Below are 14,147 nucleotides of genomic sequence, written 5' to 3'. Positions count from 1 at the left end.
TCGGGCTACTTCTCGGTCAGTTTCAGCTCGATCCGGCGATTGCGGGCCCGCGCGGCCTCGGAAGTGCCGGGATCGACCGGCTGAAACTGGCCAAAGCCGTTTGCCGCCAGCCGCTCGGGCGCGATGCCGAGGAAATTGATCATGTAGCGCACCACCGAAAGCGCCCGGGCCTGGCTCAGCTCCCAATTGTCGGCGAACTGCGCCGAGCCCACGATCGGCACATCGTCGGTATGGCCGTCGACACGGATCACCCAGTCGATTTCGTCGGGGATGTCATCGGCCACCGCCTTGAGGATGTTCGCCACCTTGGCGATCTCGTGCTGGCCCGCGTCCGAGAGACGGGCATCGCCGGAGCCGAACAGAACCGACGAGGAAAAGACAAAGCGGTCTCCCTCGATCCGCACGCCTTCCTGACTGCCCAGCAGATCGCGCAGCCGGCCGAAGAATTCCGAACGGTATCTTTCGAGGTCTTTGGCCTCTTCCTCGAGCCGCGCCTTCTCGGCCGCCAGCAACGCCGCATTGCGCGCCTCGGCATCGGCCCGGCGGCGCTCTTCCAGCGCCTTCTGCGCCAGTGCCACATTGAGGTCGGAGCCGAGGTTCTCGATCTGGATGTTCTGCGCCGCGTCGCGGGCCTTGTAATCATCGAGCAAGGCCCGCAACTGCCCGAGTTCGTCGCGCAGCGTGGCAACCTGCTGGTTAAGAAGCGCGGCGCGTCTCTGCGCCTCGGTCGAAACCTGGGTCTGTTGCTCCAGCTCCTGCCGTGCCGCCGCCAGAAGCGCCTCGCGGTTGGTCACTTCCTGCGCCCGCGTCCTGGCCGCGGCCTCGGCCTGTTCGGCCGCCTCTTCGGCGGCGAGCTTCAGCGCCAGGGCCTCGGCCAGCTGCTTGCGAATGTCCTCCTGCGCGGTCTCGGCCTTGACCGTAGCCGCCAGCGCCGCCGAAAGCTGATCGCGCAGGCTGGCCTCGCCGGTCTCGGTCTCGTCCAGCGTCGCGCGCAGGTTGGCAAGCTGGCTTTCCAGCGCCGCCACACCCTCCTGCGCCGCTTCCAGCTGCCCGCCCAGCGCCGCGGCGTTTTCCTGCGCCGCCAATTGTGCCGCCAGCGCCTCGGCCAGCCGGTCCTCGAGCGATTGCGTCTCGGTCCGCGCCTCCGAAAGCCGCGCCTGCGCGGTCTCGAGACGGCCTTCCGCCGCCGCCCGCGCCTGTTCCGCCGCGACCTGAGCGGCCAGCGCTTCGGCCAACTCGTCCTCGACGCCCGCCAGATCGGACTGGGCCGCCAGCGCCCGCGCCAGCTCGGCCTCGAGCGTCGCCTGCCGGTCCTCGGCGGCCTCTACCGCCTGCCCGGCCTCGCGGGCGCTGCGTTCGGCGGTGATCTTGGCGGCCAGCGCTTCGGCCAGTTGCTGCTCCAGCGCGCCCTTTTCCGCGTCGGTGCTGTCACGCAGGGCGGTCAGCGCCTGTTCCAGCTCGCCGATCCGGGCCGATTGATCCTGGCTGTCCAGCAGCGCGGCCGCAAGTTGCGCCTCGAGCGCATTGAGCTGAGACGAGGTGCTCCGGTCGTCGCTGATCGCGGCCTGCAAATCCTCGGCCAGGGCCGCATTGCGCTGCTCGGCCTGCCGCTGGGCCAGAAGCGCCGCCGCCAGCTGCTGCTTGAGCGCCTCGGTCTCGGCCGCGGTTTCTTCGAGCGTTGCACCGATCTCGGCAACCCGCGTCTCGGCCGCCCGTTGCGACAGCAGTGCCGCCGCCAGCCGCGCATCCAGATCCTGTTCCGCCGCCTGCGCCGCCGCCAACATCGACAGCGTCTCTTCCGCCTCGCGCCGCTGCTCCTCGAGCGCCAGCGTCATTGCCGAAAGCTCGGCATCCGCCGTCATCAGCTTTTCGCGCAGAGCCTCCGCCGCTGCCGCCTCGGCCAGCCGCCGCGCCTCTTCCTCGCTCAGCCGGTCTTCCAACGCGCTGACTTGGCTGGAAAATTCCGCCGAGGACTCCTCTTGCTGCGCCTTGAGATCGGCAATCATCGCCTCGAGCGCATCGGCCTGCGCCGCCGCCAGCCGCGCCGCCTCGACCTCGGCGTCGATCTCGTCGCGGGCCTGGGCCAAGGCCAGTTGCAGCGCCTCCTGCTCCGACAGAAGCGCCTGCTCGCTATCTTCCAGCTCGGCGATCCGCGCGGTGGCGGTTTCCTGATCGGCCAGCAGCCCGGCGACCCGATCCTCGAACGAGGCGATCCGCGCATTGGCCGCGCCCAGCGCATCCTCGCGTTCGACAACCGTCTGTTCCAGCGTGGCGATCCGCTGCCCGGCCTGCGACAGCGCGGCATCGCGCTCGGTCACGTCCTGCTGCAAGCCGGCAATCAGGGCGGCCTGTTCCCGGGCACGGGTATTGGCATCGACCAGCGTCGAGACCAGATTGCCGACCTCGGATTGCAATTCGGCGGTCTTTTCCCGTTCGAGCCCCAGGGCCTGCGCCAGCGCCGCGATCTCGTTCGAGAGCTGGTTGAGCTCGCTTTCCTGGCCGGTGATGGTTTCGCGCAACGTGAATTGCACCACCATGAAGATGGTCAACACGAACATCAGCACCAGCAACAAGCCGGTCATCGCATCGACGAAGCCGGGCCAGATCGAATTTTGAAACCGTTGACCGGTGCGGCGTGACAACGCCATGGATCAGCCCTCCTGTTCGGGGGTTCCCACCTTGGGCGGCCTCAGGTGGCGGCCCGGCCGGGACGAGGCGGCGCTTGCGGCGCTGACCTGCCGCACCGCCATGTTGAGCGCCCGGGTCAGCTGCGCCAGATCGGTGCGCAGCTCGGCCATGCTTTCCTGCCGGCCGGCGGACATTTCCTCGAGAATGCGCAGCATCTGCACGTCGATCGAGCGCAGACGCATCCGGCTTTCGGCATCGATGCCGCCCTCGCCGTCGCCCTTGCGGCTCTCGAGCGCGTCGATCAGCCGTTCCTGCCCCTCGGCCAGCCGGGTCAGGGCCGTGGTCGGTGCCGATTGCCGCTCGAGTTGTTCGGTCATCCGCTCGACGCTGTCGGCCAGCGTCGAGAGCTTGTCATCCACCACCGCGCGGCTTTCGTCGGACTGGGCGAACATCTGTTGCAGATGCTCCATCTGTTCGGACATGTGATCGACCACCGCGACCAGCAATTGCTGGTCGCTCGCGCCTTCGCCCTCACCCGAGCCGGCATACCCCAGACGGGTGATCGTCGAGAGCCATTCCTCGAGTTCGCGGTAAAACCGGTTCTGGCCATGGCCGGCAAACAATTCCAGCAGCCCCACGACCAGCGAGCCGGCCAGCCCCAGCAGCGACGAGGCAAAAGCGGTGCCCATGCCGCCGAGCTGCGCCTGGAGGCCTTCCTGCAACCGCTCAAAGATCTGGCCGCCGGTCTCGCCCGGGGCCGGGGTCAGAGAGCGGATGGTATCGACCAGCGCCGGCACCGTGGTGGCCAGCCCGTAGAAGGTGCCCAGAAGCCCCAGAAAGATCAGCAGGCTGACGATATAGCGGGTGATCTCGCGCGCCTCGTCGATCCGCTGCGCCACCGAGTCGAGGATCGAGCGCGACGAGGTGGCCGAAATCTGCATCCGCTTGCCCCGGGTCCGCATCAGCGCGGCCAGGGGCGCAAGGATGCGCGGCGCCTCCTTGCCGGCGTCGTTCTCCGAGACGAAATTCTCGATCCAGCGGACCGAGCCGATCAGCGTCAGCACCTGCCAGAAGGTCGCCAGCACGCCGATCACGAAGACCAGCACGATGAAGCCGTTCAGATAGGGGTTCGACAGGAACACCGGCAGCACGCGGGGCAACGCCAGCACCAGACCGGCCACGACAAGCCCCAGAACGGTGACCATGAAGAAGACCTGACGGACAGGCTGGGAAAATCTCGGTGCGGCCTCGCGGTCCGGCTTGTCCACCATGAGGGACCATTCCTGAAGATAGCTAAATCCGTCCGGACTCTAGGGAGGATTCCCGGTCAAGCCAAGGCGTTATCGGCAAATGTCACGGACCCGGTCGGCCAACCATTGCAAATCTGCATCCTCGATGCCCAGTTCGGTCAGATGTTGCGCGGTGTTCCAGAGATATTCGGTATTCGGCCCCCGGCCGCCCACCGCCTGCGCAATGATCTGCGCCTGGTCCTCGAGCGGGATGTCGCGGCAGTACTGCCAGTGATCGCGGTTGATGACATAGGCCAGCGCCTCGACCTGGCGGCCATCCTCCAGCCCCAGCATCACATGCCGTTCGACATAGGCCGAAGACACCAGCTCGCGGTCGCGCAGATAGGCCAGCGTGTCGTCCTCGGTGCCCGGCTCGGCCCGCAGCGCCACCCCGTCGCAGATCGCGCCCGGCGCCTCGTCGAGTGCCAGAACCAGGCCCGGCGCCGCTTCGGTGCCGCGATGATGGATCGAATGCATGCAAAAACTGCGGTGATAATGCTCAAGCGAGGCAAGGCGGCTTTCCGCCACCGCAAAGCCGGGGTTCCACAGGAGCGAGCCGTATCCGAAGACCCAGAGTGCCATCATGCTTTTCCTTTCCGCCTTCTGCCAGTAAAGCATTGCCGCAAGAGGCGAAAGCCCACGCGCGGAGAAAGCCCATGATGAAACGTCTCGCCTTTGTGATACTCGTCGCCGCCCTGGCCTGGTCGGGCTATTGGCTCTGGGGCAAACAGAGCCTCATGGCCGGCTACCAGCGCTGGTTCGCCGAGCGCCGCGACGATGGCTGGGAGGCCGGGTATGCCGAGATGAAGGTGCGCGGCTTTCCCAACCGCCACGACACCACCTGGACCGATCTGCGCATCCTGGACCCCGAAAGCGGGCTGGGCTGGGAAGCGCCGTTCTTTCAGCTCTTTCTGCTGAGCTACAACCGCCATCACGCGATTGCCGCCTGGCCCCGCCACCAGGTGATCGTGACGCCCGACGGCCCGCTGCACGTCACCAGCGAGCAGATGCAGGCCAGCCTGGTGACCGAGGGCGAGGACCACGCGCTGACACGGGGCACCCTGGTGGCCGATGTGCTCAACATCACCGGCACCGACGGCGCGACCACGGCGCTGGCGCAGCTGCGCCTGGCCGGCACCCGGGTGGACGCGGCCAGCTATGACGTGGCGCTGACCGCCGAGGGGCTGGCCCTGCCGCGCGGGCTCAACCAGGCCACCGGCGGCGCCCTGCCGCAAACCTTTTCCGAGGCGCGGATTGCGGCGCAACTGGGCTTTGACGCGCCCTGGACGCTGACCTCGGCCGAGGCGCGGCCGCAGCCGACCCGGATCGCGGTCCGCGAAGCGGCGCTGGAATGGGGTCCGATGGCGCTCCGGTTGACCGGCGATCTCGAGATCGATGGAGAAGGCCGCGCCACCGGCGATGTGCATGTGCAGGCGCAGAACTGGCAGGAGATGCTCGCGGTGGCCCGCGCCTCCGGGCAGGTCGCGGATGTGCTGGCCGACGGGGTCGAGGCGACACTGACGCTGATGGCCGGGCTCTCCGGTGGTCGCCGCTCGCTCGATCTGACGCTGCGGCTCGAGGAGGGCGCGATCTGGCTTGGCCCGGTGCCGGTGGGTGACGCCCCGAGGTTCCTCCTGCGTTGACCCCGTCCCGGGCTCGACCCGGGACCTCGCGGCCCGAGGAGCGGCCGGATCATGCCCGGGGCGCCCCCCTTGCGGGACATCGAACCGCGCGTCACCGGAGGATGCCCGAAACCGGGCACATCGCGGAAACCCGCGTCCTCCCGACCGCCCCGGCCAACCATGCCCTTGCGCCCCGCGGTCCCAAACGCGAGACTGCGCCCATGACCGCCATCACCAACCGCCTGAAAGACGAACTCACCGCCCGGCGCGACGATCTGATCGCGCTGACGCAGGCGCTGATCCGCATTCCCACGCTGAACCCGCCCGGCGCCAACTATCGGGAAATCTGCGAGTTTCTCGGCCGGCGCCTGGAAAAACGCGGTTTTGACATCCAGATGATCCGCGCGACCGGCGCCCCGGGCGACAGCGACCGATACCCGCGCTGGAACGTCATGGCCCGCCGCGAGGGCCGGCACACCGGGCCCTGCGTGCATTTCAACTCGCATACCGATGTGGTCGAGGTCGGCCAAGGATGGACGGTCGATCCTTTCGGCGGCGAGGTGAAGGAAGGTCGGATCTACGGCCGCGGTGCCTGTGACATGAAGGGCGGGCTGGCGGCGGCGATCCTCGCGGCCGAGGTCTTTGTCGATCTCTGCCCCGACTTTCACGGCGCGGTCGAGATCTCTGGCACCGCCGACGAGGAATCCGGCGGCTATGGCGGCGTCGCCTATCTCGCCGAACAGGGATTTTTTGCACCCGAGCGCGTGCAGCATGTCATCATCCCCGAGCCACTCAACAAGGACCGGATCTGCCTGGGCCATCGCGGCGCCTGGTGGGCCGAGATCGAAACCAGAGGCGAGATCGCCCATGGCGCCATGCCCTTTCTCGGCGATTGCGCGGTGCGCCACATGGGGGCGGTGATCGATGCCTTCGAGAGCCGGCTCTACCCCGCCATGGCGCAACGGCGCACCGACATGCCGGTGGTGCCCGAAGGCGCGCGGCAATCGACGATGAACATCAATTCGATCCACGGCGGCGAACTCGAGCCGCCCGACGATTACACCGGCCTGCCCGCCTATTGCGTGCCCGACAGCTGCCGCGTGGTGATCGACCGGCGCTATCTTGCCGAAGAGACCCATGCCGGCGTCGCCGGCGAGGTCCGCGCGCTGCTCGACGATTTGAAGGCGACCCGCGCGAGGTTCGACTACCGGTTGCAGGAGATCAACCATGTCGCCCCCTCGATGACCGACCGCGAGGCGCCGGTTGTCACAACGGTGGCGCAGGCGATCCGCGAGGTCATGGGCAAGGCGCCGGAATATGTCGCCTCGCCCGGCACCTACGATCAGAAGCATATCGACCGCATCGGCCGACTGAAAAACTGCATCGCCTATGGACCCGGCGTTCTGGAACTGGCGCACAAGCCCGACGAATGGGTCGGCATCGACGACATGGTCCAGAGCGCGCAGGTCATGGCGCTGTCCTTGGCCGCGCTTTTGCTGACCGACTGACCTCGCGACACCCCGGAACCGGCCGGAACCTTCGACGGCTGCCATGCGTTTTTTCCTGGATTACCGCAAGCATCCGAGGTGTTCGATGACCCGCATTTTTCTGGCCCTCTCCGTCCTGCTCGGGCTCGGGGCCTTCGCAATCTCGCTCCGGCTCTATTTCGGCACGCCGACCGGAGGGGACGGCACCCTGGGCGCGCTGCTCACCGCGCTGGGCAGTGCCGCCGCGGCACTGCTGGCCGCTTATGTCGCGCTCTTTCCGCACCACCCCTCACAGGGGCCGGCCTCGGCCTTTGCCTTGCTTGCCGAGGTGCTGACCGGCGTGGCCGGCTGGTTCCTGACAAGCTGGCCGATCATCATCACGATCACCCTGGCCGCGGCCTTCCTCGTCGCCGCCCTCGCCCGACTGCCGGGAGAAACGGAGGCCCGGGCATGAAGCCGCGCCGGGCGCCCCGGTGCCCGGCCGCTTGCCCGCGCGACACCGGTGCGGCCTGGCCGCCGGCGGCAAACCAAGCCTCAAGCCGGATATCGGCGCGCGCCCGCGGTCGGCTCGCCGCCGGCCGAGGCAGCGTCAGCCACGCACCGGGATATCGATATTGTCGATCAGGCGCACCCCGGCGAGATAGGCGGCGGCAAAGAGCCGGGCCGGCTCGCGCGGGGACTCGAGCAGCGCGAGCGTGTCGCAGCTGCGCAGTTCGAGGTAGTCGACCTTGAGGAAATCCGCCTTTTCCAGCGCCAGCAGCGCCGGCGGCACCAGCTCCGGCATCGGCCGGCCCGCAGCCAGCCCGGCGGCGATCTCTTCCATCACCTCATGCAGGCGCGGCGCCTTGACCCGGGCCCGATCCGAAAGCAGCAGGTTGCGCGACGACATCGCCAACCCGTCGATCTCGCGGATCGTCGGACAACCCACCACCTCGACCCCGAGATCAAGATCGCGCGACAGCCGGCGGACGACCTGAAGCTGTTGAAAATCCTTCTCGCCGAAAAAGGCGAAATCGGCCGCGGTCTGACGAAAGAGCTTGGTCACCACCGTCGCCACGCCATCGAAATGCCCCGGCCGATAGGCGCCGCAGAGCACGCCGGTCAGCCCGGCCACCGACACATTGGTCGAAAACCCCGGCGGATACATGATGTCGCCCTCCGGCGCCCAGATCGCATCGACCCCGAAGCGCTCGAGCTTGCGGGCGTCCTCCTCTTCGGTGCGGGGATAGTTCTTGAGGTCGTCGGGATTGTTGAACTGCTTTGGATTGACAAAGATCGTCACGATCACCCGGTCGGCCCGCTGTTTCGCCGCCGCTACAAGGCTGAGATGGCCGTCGTGCAGCGCGCCCATGGTGGGCACCACGCCGATCGCCTCGCCGGCGCGCCGCCACCCGGCGGTCATCGCCCGCAGCGCCGCGGGCTCGCGAATGATCGGCACGCTCACGAGGCTTTTCCCGGCGCTTCGTCGGCAAAGACATGTTCGGCCGCCGGAAAGGCGCGGGCGCGCACATCGGCGGCATAGGCGGCAATCGCAGCCGCGCCGTCCTGGCCGAGCTGGCCATAGCGTTTGACAAATTTCGGCTTGAAGGCGGTGAACAGCCCCAGCATGTCGTCGACCACGAGCACCTGGCCGTCGCAGCCCGCCGAGGCGCCGATGCCGATGGTGGGGATCGGCACTTCGGCGGTGATCCGGTCGGCCAGGCTCTCGGTGACCTTTTCCAGAACCACTGCAAAGGCGCCGGCGTCGGACACGGCGCGCGCATCGGCGAGGATCTGCTCGGCCCCAGCCCCGCGGCCCTGCACCTTGTAGCCGCCCAGCGTATGGATGGCCTGTGGCGTGAGGCCCACATGCGCCATCACCGGGATGCCGCGCCGGGTGAGAAAGTGGATGGTCTCGGCCATATGTTCGCCACCCTCGAGCTTGATCGCTCCGGCGCCGGTCTCGGCCATCATCCGCGCAGCATTGCGGAACGCCTGCTCGGGGCTTTCTTCGAAGCTGCGGAACGGCAGGTCGACCACCATCATCGCGGTCTCGAGCCCGCGCGCCACGGCCTGGCCGTGCAGAATCATCATCTCCATCGTCGCCGAAAGCGTCGAGGCGAGCCCGTGCTGCACCATGGCGACGCTGTCACCGACAAGGACGAAATCGCAATGCGCGTCCATCATCTGCGCCATCGGCGTCGTATAGGCGGTGAGGGATACGATCGGTGTGCCGCCCTTCATCGCCCGGATTTCACTGGGCATGAGGGCTTTCTGGCGGGCGGTCGCGCTCATGGCGGGCCTCCGGTTGCTTCGCGTTGCCCCGATGTAACAGCGGCCATCGGGGGAATCCAGTGACCACCGCACTTTGCCGCGCAAGATCGTGGCCGAAGCGGGCGCCGTGACGCAAGGATAAATCGTGGCTTGCGGTCCGCGAACCGCTGACGGATCGTGGGGCAAAGCAAGAGGAGGCTCGGATGACGCTCACGGATCTGCCGTTCGATCCGTCGCTGGTGCTGATCGGCGGCGGCTGGCGCGCGGCGCAGGGCGGCGCGACGCTCGCGCTGATCGACCCGTCGGACGCCAGCGATCTGGCCCGCATCGCCCGCGGCGGCCCCGAAGATATCGACGCCGCCGTCACGGCCGCGCAGGCTGCCCGCGATGGCGGCTGGGGCCGGATGCCCGCGGCAGAGCGCGGCCGCATCCTGACGCGCCTGGCCGGGCTGATCCGCGCGCGTGTCGACTGGCTTGCCGAGCTCGAGGCGCGCGACGTCGGCAAGCCGCTGACCCAGGCGCGCAACGATGCGGTGGCGCTGGCGCGCTACTGCGAATTCTACGGCGGCGCCGCCGACAAGCTGCACGGCCAAACCCTGCCCTATCTCGATGGCTACACCGTCTATACCCTGCGCGAGCCGCATGGGGTGACCGGCCATATCGTGCCCTGGAACTACCCGATGCAGATCATCGGCCGATCCGTCGGCGCGGCGCTGGCGGCGGGCAATGCCTGCGTGCTGAAACCGGCGGAAGAGGCCTGTCTGACCGCGCTGGCCTTTGCCTGGCTGGCCGAAGAGGCCGGGCTGCCGAAGGGCGCGCTCAACGTGGTGCCGGGCCTCGGCGCCGAGGCCGGTGCGGCGCTGGCCGGCCATCCGGGCATCAACCACCTGAGCTTTACCGGCTCGGTCGCCACCGGCGCGACAGTGCAGGCGCTGGCGGCGAAACATGTCGTGCCGGTAACGCTGGAACTGGGCGGCAAGTCGCCGCAACTGGTCTTTGCCGATGCCGATCTCGACGCCGCCCTGCCCTTTCTCGTCGGCGCCGGCATCCAGAATGCCGGCCAGACCTGCTCGGCCGCGTCGCGGGTGCTGGTGCAGCGCGAGGTGCATGCCGCGCTGCGCGACCGGATGGCCGCGCGCTACGCCGCCCTGCGGGTCGGCCCGGCGCTCGAGGATCTCGATGTCGGCCCGCTGATCAGCGCCCGCCAGCAAGGCCTTGTCGCTTGCTTTCTGGACCAGTCGCAGGGGCTCGCCATGGCGGCCCGGGCCGAGGTGCCCGAGGGCCCGGGCTATTTCACCGCGCCGACATTGCTCGACAGGGTGCCGCCGGACCACCCGCTGGCCCAGCAGGAGATTTTCGGCCCGGTGCAGGTGATCATTCCCTTCGACACCGAGGAAGAGGCGCTGCGGATTGCCAATGGCACCGATTACGGCCTGGTGGCCGGTGTCTGGACCCGGGACGGCGCGCGGCAGATGCGGCTGGCGCGGGGGCTGCGTTCGGGCCAGGTCTTCCTCAACAATTACGGCGCCGGCGGCGGGGTGGAACTGCCCTTTGGCGGCACCGGCAGATCCGGCCACGGCCGGGAAAAGGGCTTCGAGGCGCTATACGGCTTTTCAACGCTCAAGACCGTGGCGGCCTATCATGGCTGAGGGAGGCAGAGAGAGCATGAGATTGAAGGACAAACGCGCCATCGTGACCGGCGCGGGATCGGGCTTTGGCGCCGGCATCGCGCGGAAATTTGCCGCCGAGGGCGCGCTGGTCCTGCTCGCCGATATCAATCACGAGGCCGCCGAGGCGCAGGCCCGCGAGATTGGCGGTCGCGCGGCACATGTGGATGTCTCCGACGGCGGCAGCATGGCGCGGATGGTGGCCGAGGCCCGCGCGGCCATGGGCGAGATCGACATCCTGGTCAACAACGCCGGCGTCACCCATATGCCGGCCCCGATGGAGGAGATCGAGGAAGCCGAGTTCGACCGGGTCTTCGCGGTGAACTGCAAATCGGTCTATCTTGCCGCCCGCGCCGTGGTGCCGCTGATGAAGGCGCGCGGGTCGGGCGTGATCCTCAACATCGCCTCCACCGCCGCTGTCTCGCCCCGGCCGAACCTGAACTGGTACAACGCCTCGAAGGGCTGGATGACCACCGCCACCCGCGCCATGGCGATCGAGCTGGCGCCACATGGCATCCGCGTCAACGCCGTCAATCCGGTGGCGGGCGACACCCCGCTGCTGGCCTCTTTCATGGGCGAGGACACGCCCGAACAACGGGCCCAGTTCCTCGCCACCATCCCGCTGGGCCGCTTTTCGACGCCCGAGGACATCGCCGGCGCCGCCTGCTATCTCTGCTCTGACGAGGCCAGCCTTGTCACCGGGGTCTGCATGGAAGTCGACGGAGGCCGCTGCATATGACCCCCGGCCCCCGCAACCTGATCACCGATATCGCCGGTCTGCGCGTCGGCAATGCCGAGGACGCGACGCTGAAATCCGGCACCACGGTGCTGGTGGGCGCGGCGCCGTTCGTGGCCTCGGTCGCGGTCATGGGCGGCGCCCCCGGCACGCGCGAGACCGATCTCCTGGAACCCGACAAGATGGCGCCGGCGGTGGATGCGCTGGTGCTCTCCGGCGGATCGGCCTTCGGCCTTGCGGCGGCGCAGGGCGTGATGGACGCGCTGGCCGAACAGGGCCGCGGCTTTGCCGTCGGCCCCGCCCGGGTGCCGATCGTGCCGGCGGCGATCCTCTTTGACCTGCTCAACGGCGGCGACAAGGCCTGGGCGGCCAACCCCTATCCCGCGCTCGGCCGCAGCGCCCTGGCCAATGCCGCCGAGGATTTCGCCCTCGGCACTGCCGGCGCCGGCACCGGCGCCACCACGGCAATGCTCAAGGGCGGTCTCGGCTCGGCCTCGCTCCGGCGCGGCGAGATCACCGTCGGGGCGCTGGTCGCCGCCAACCCGGTGGGCAGCGTCACCACCCCCGGCACAGGTCATTTCTGGGCTGCGCCTTTCGAACTGGGCCGCGAATTCGGCGGTCTGGGCCCCGATCCCGCGCCGCAACACCTCGACCTGGCGCAGAGCCGCAAGCTCGCGGCGCTGGCCCCAGGCGCCAATACCACCATCGCCGTGGTCGCCACCGACGCCCGGCTTACCAAGGCGCAGGCCCGGCGCATGGCGGTGGCGGCGCATGACGGCATCGCGCGGGCGGTGGTGCCGGCCCATACGCCGATGGACGGCGACCTAGTCTTTGCCGCCGCCACCGGCGCGGTGGAGATGACCGCGCCGGACTGGCAGATGATCGAGATCTGCCACGCAGCCGCCACCTGCCTCAGCCGGGCAATCGCGCGGGCGGTGTTTCACGCCACCCCGGCGCCGGAGGACACGATGCCCTGCTGGTCTTCGGGGGGGCCGGGCTGAAGCCCGGCCGGCGCCCGGATCGCTGGACCTTGCGGCCGGCGCGGCTTATGAGGCGGCAAACCGCCAGGAGATGCCCATGCCCTTCGACCGTTCCGTCAAGATCGCCCCGTCGATCCTTTCCGCCGATTTCGCCAACTTCGGGGCGGAGATCCGCGCCATCGAGGATCAGGGCGCCGATTGGGTGCATGTCGACGTGATGGACGGGCATTTCGTGCCCAACCTTACTTTCGGCCCCCCGGCGGTGAAGGCGTTCCGACCGCATGTAAAGACCTTCATGGACGTGCATCTGATGATCGCCCCGGTCGATCCCTATATCGAGGCCTATGCCGAAGCCGGCGCCGACATGCTCACCGCCCATGTCGAGGCCGGGCCGCATATCCACCGCACGCTTCAGGCGATCAAGGCGACCGGCATGCAGGCCGGTGTCGCGCTCAACCCCGGCACCCCGGCCGAAGCGGTGGCCGATGTGCTCGACCTCGCGGACATGGTGCTGGTGATGACCGTCAACCCCGGCTTCGGCGGGCAGAAGTTCATCGACCTGACCGCCAAGGTCCGCAAGGTGCGCGAGATGATCGGCGACCGCGAGGTGCATATCCAGATCGACGGCGGCGTCGACCCGAACACCGCGCCGCTGGTGGTCGCGGCCGGTGCCGACGTGCTGGTCGCCGGCTCGGCGGTGTTCAAGGGCGGCTCGGTCGAGGCCCCCGAGGTCTACGGCCGCAACATGCAGGCCATCCGCGACAGCCTGGCATGAGCCTGACCATCGCCTTCGATCTCGACGGCACGCTGATCGACAGCGTGCCCCAGATCGCCGATTGCGTGAACACGGCGCTGGCCACCCGCGGGACCGGCCCGCTGACGCAACGGACGGTACAGGGCTTTGTCGGCAAGGGCCTGCCCGCGCTGGTCCGTCAGGTCGCCCGGGAACTGCGCCTGCCCGAGGCCGACACAGACCCGCTGCACGACGAGATCCTCGCGCTCTACACCCGTGTCGAAACCCCGGCGAGCGCGCTTTATCCCGGCGTCCGCGCCGCTTTGGCGGTGCTCAGGGACGAGGGCCACAGCCTTGCGATTTGCACCAACAAACCGCATGCGGCGACACTGAAATGCCTTGCCGACACCGGCCTGACGCTGCTCTTCGACCGGGTGATCGGCGGCGACAGCCTGCCCACCCGCAAACCCGATCCCGCGATGCTGCATGCCGCCCTCGACGGCTCCGGGACCGCGCTCTACGTCGGCGACAGCGAAACCGATGCCGAAACCGCCGAGGCGGCCGGCATTCCCTTCCTGTTGTTCACCGAAGGCTACCGCAAGTCCGCGGTCGAAGACTTGTCCCATACCGCCAGCTTCTCCAGCTTCGCCGACCTGCCGAATCTCATCGCAACCCGGTCTTCTTCTCTTTGAAAATACCGCCGGGGGTCTGGGGGCAGAGCCCCCGGTTTGAAGTGGGGGTTTGGGGGCAGC

General features: G+C 68.5%; 13 protein-coding genes. 8 read left to right on the top strand and 5 right to left on the bottom strand.

Annotated features, from left to right (window positions below; all coding sequences use genetic code 11):
* Positions 1-5 precede the first annotated feature (5 nt).
* The 3 genes from PVW49_RS07705 to PVW49_RS07695 all read right to left on the bottom strand — a co-directional run bounded on the left by PVW49_RS07705 (position 6) and on the right by PVW49_RS07695 (position 4,499).
* Positions 6-2,648, bottom strand: coding sequence for a peptidoglycan -binding protein (locus PVW49_RS07705; RefSeq protein ID WP_274590264.1), 2,643 nt, complete (start codon positions 2,646-2,648; stop codon positions 6-8).
* 3 nt (positions 2,649-2,651) lie between these two features.
* Complete coding sequence (locus PVW49_RS07700; protein WP_048533649.1) at positions 2,652-3,896, bottom strand: biopolymer transporter ExbB; 1,245 nt, start codon at positions 3,894-3,896, stop codon at positions 2,652-2,654.
* 72 nt (positions 3,897-3,968) lie between these two features.
* Entirely contained in the window at positions 3,969-4,499 is a 531-nt protein-coding gene (locus tag PVW49_RS07695; protein WP_048529498.1) for a gamma-glutamylcyclotransferase, read from the bottom strand.
* Between the two features lie 74 nt (positions 4,500-4,573).
* Here PVW49_RS07695 and PVW49_RS07690 point away from each other — a divergent pair, with 74 nt between their 5' ends.
* The 3 genes from PVW49_RS07690 to PVW49_RS07680 all read left to right on the top strand — a co-directional run bounded on the left by PVW49_RS07690 (position 4,574) and on the right by PVW49_RS07680 (position 7,480).
* On the top strand, positions 4,574-5,560 hold the full coding sequence (locus PVW49_RS07690) for a DUF2125 domain-containing protein (RefSeq protein WP_274590263.1): 987 nt from the start codon (positions 4,574-4,576) through the stop codon (positions 5,558-5,560).
* Between the two features lie 200 nt (positions 5,561-5,760).
* A complete protein-coding gene (locus PVW49_RS07685; RefSeq protein WP_274590262.1) occupies positions 5,761-7,047 on the top strand; it encodes an acetylornithine deacetylase/succinyl-diaminopimelate desuccinylase family protein in 1,287 nt (428 codons plus the stop codon).
* Positions 7,048-7,132: 85 nt separating this feature from the next.
* On the top strand, positions 7,133-7,480 hold the full coding sequence (locus PVW49_RS07680; protein ID WP_274565810.1) for a hypothetical protein: 348 nt from the start codon (positions 7,133-7,135) through the stop codon (positions 7,478-7,480).
* A gap of 135 nt (positions 7,481-7,615) precedes the next feature.
* Here PVW49_RS07680 and panC read toward each other — a convergent pair whose 3' ends face one another.
* Both panC and panB read right to left on the bottom strand, forming a co-directional pair.
* Positions 7,616-8,470 carry a pantoate--beta-alanine ligase gene (gene panC, locus PVW49_RS07675; protein WP_274590261.1) on the bottom strand — a complete coding sequence of 285 codons (855 nt, stop codon included), beginning with the start codon at positions 8,468-8,470 and terminating at the stop codon, positions 7,616-7,618.
* Positions 8,467-9,300, bottom strand: coding sequence for a 3-methyl-2-oxobutanoate hydroxymethyltransferase (panB, locus tag PVW49_RS07670; protein WP_048529490.1), 834 nt, complete (start codon positions 9,298-9,300; stop codon positions 8,467-8,469). Before panB ends, panC begins: the two co-directional genes overlap by 4 nt.
* A gap of 182 nt (positions 9,301-9,482) precedes the next feature.
* Here panB and PVW49_RS07665 point away from each other — a divergent pair, with 182 nt between their 5' ends.
* From PVW49_RS07665 to gph, 5 genes are all read left to right on the top strand, one after another.
* On the top strand, positions 9,483-10,928 hold the full coding sequence (locus tag PVW49_RS07665) for an aldehyde dehydrogenase family protein (RefSeq protein ID WP_074836998.1): 1,446 nt from the start codon (positions 9,483-9,485) through the stop codon (positions 10,926-10,928).
* Positions 10,929-10,944: 16 nt separating this feature from the next.
* On the top strand, positions 10,945-11,685 hold the full coding sequence (locus PVW49_RS07660) for an SDR family oxidoreductase (RefSeq protein WP_274590260.1): 741 nt from the start codon (positions 10,945-10,947) through the stop codon (positions 11,683-11,685).
* The gene (locus tag PVW49_RS07655; protein WP_274590259.1) at positions 11,682-12,683 is read left to right on the top strand and encodes a P1 family peptidase; all 1,002 of its coding nucleotides are present in this window, start codon (positions 11,682-11,684) and stop codon (positions 12,681-12,683) included. The genes PVW49_RS07660 and PVW49_RS07655 overlap by 4 nt, the downstream gene beginning before the upstream one ends.
* 76 nt (positions 12,684-12,759) lie before the next feature.
* Complete coding sequence (gene rpe / locus PVW49_RS07650) at positions 12,760-13,437, top strand: ribulose-phosphate 3-epimerase (protein ID WP_274565816.1); 678 nt, start codon at positions 12,760-12,762, stop codon at positions 13,435-13,437.
* Complete coding sequence (gph, locus tag PVW49_RS07645) at positions 13,434-14,087, top strand: phosphoglycolate phosphatase (protein WP_274590258.1); 654 nt, start codon at positions 13,434-13,436, stop codon at positions 14,085-14,087. The genes rpe and gph overlap by 4 nt, the downstream gene beginning before the upstream one ends.
* The last annotated feature ends 60 nt before the right edge of the window (positions 14,088-14,147 follow it).

Source organism: Marinovum sp. PR37, assembly GCF_028807375.1.
Classification (GTDB): Bacteria; Pseudomonadota; Alphaproteobacteria; order Rhodobacterales; family Rhodobacteraceae; genus Marinovum; species Marinovum algicola.
This window is presented reverse-complemented; position numbering and strand designations above follow the sequence as displayed.

Excerpts from the sequence above, each read along its gene's own strand:
- PVW49_RS07705 (WP_274590264.1), bottom strand. The coding sequence starts at position 2,648 with ATGGCGTTGTCACGCCGCACCGGTCAACGGTTTCAAAATTCGATCTGG.
- PVW49_RS07695 (WP_048529498.1), bottom strand. The coding sequence starts at position 4,499 with ATGGCACTCTGGGTCTTCGGATACGGCTCGCTCCTGTGGAACCCCGGC.
- PVW49_RS07690 (WP_274590263.1), top strand. The coding sequence starts at position 4,574 with ATGATGAAACGTCTCGCCTTTGTGATACTCGTCGCCGCCCTGGCCTGG.
- PVW49_RS07685 (WP_274590262.1), top strand. The coding sequence starts at position 5,761 with ATGACCGCCATCACCAACCGCCTGAAAGACGAACTCACCGCCCGGCGC.
- PVW49_RS07680 (WP_274565810.1), top strand. The coding sequence starts at position 7,133 with ATGACCCGCATTTTTCTGGCCCTCTCCGTCCTGCTCGGGCTCGGGGCC.
- panB (WP_048529490.1), bottom strand. The coding sequence starts at position 9,300 with ATGAGCGCGACCGCCCGCCAGAAAGCCCTCATGCCCAGTGAAATCCGG.
- PVW49_RS07665 (WP_074836998.1), top strand. The coding sequence starts at position 9,483 with ATGACGCTCACGGATCTGCCGTTCGATCCGTCGCTGGTGCTGATCGGC.
- PVW49_RS07660 (WP_274590260.1), top strand. The coding sequence starts at position 10,945 with ATGAGATTGAAGGACAAACGCGCCATCGTGACCGGCGCGGGATCGGGC.
- PVW49_RS07655 (WP_274590259.1), top strand. The coding sequence starts at position 11,682 with ATGACCCCCGGCCCCCGCAACCTGATCACCGATATCGCCGGTCTGCGC.
- rpe (WP_274565816.1), top strand. The coding sequence starts at position 12,760 with ATGCCCTTCGACCGTTCCGTCAAGATCGCCCCGTCGATCCTTTCCGCC.
- gph (WP_274590258.1), top strand. The coding sequence starts at position 13,434 with ATGAGCCTGACCATCGCCTTCGATCTCGACGGCACGCTGATCGACAGC.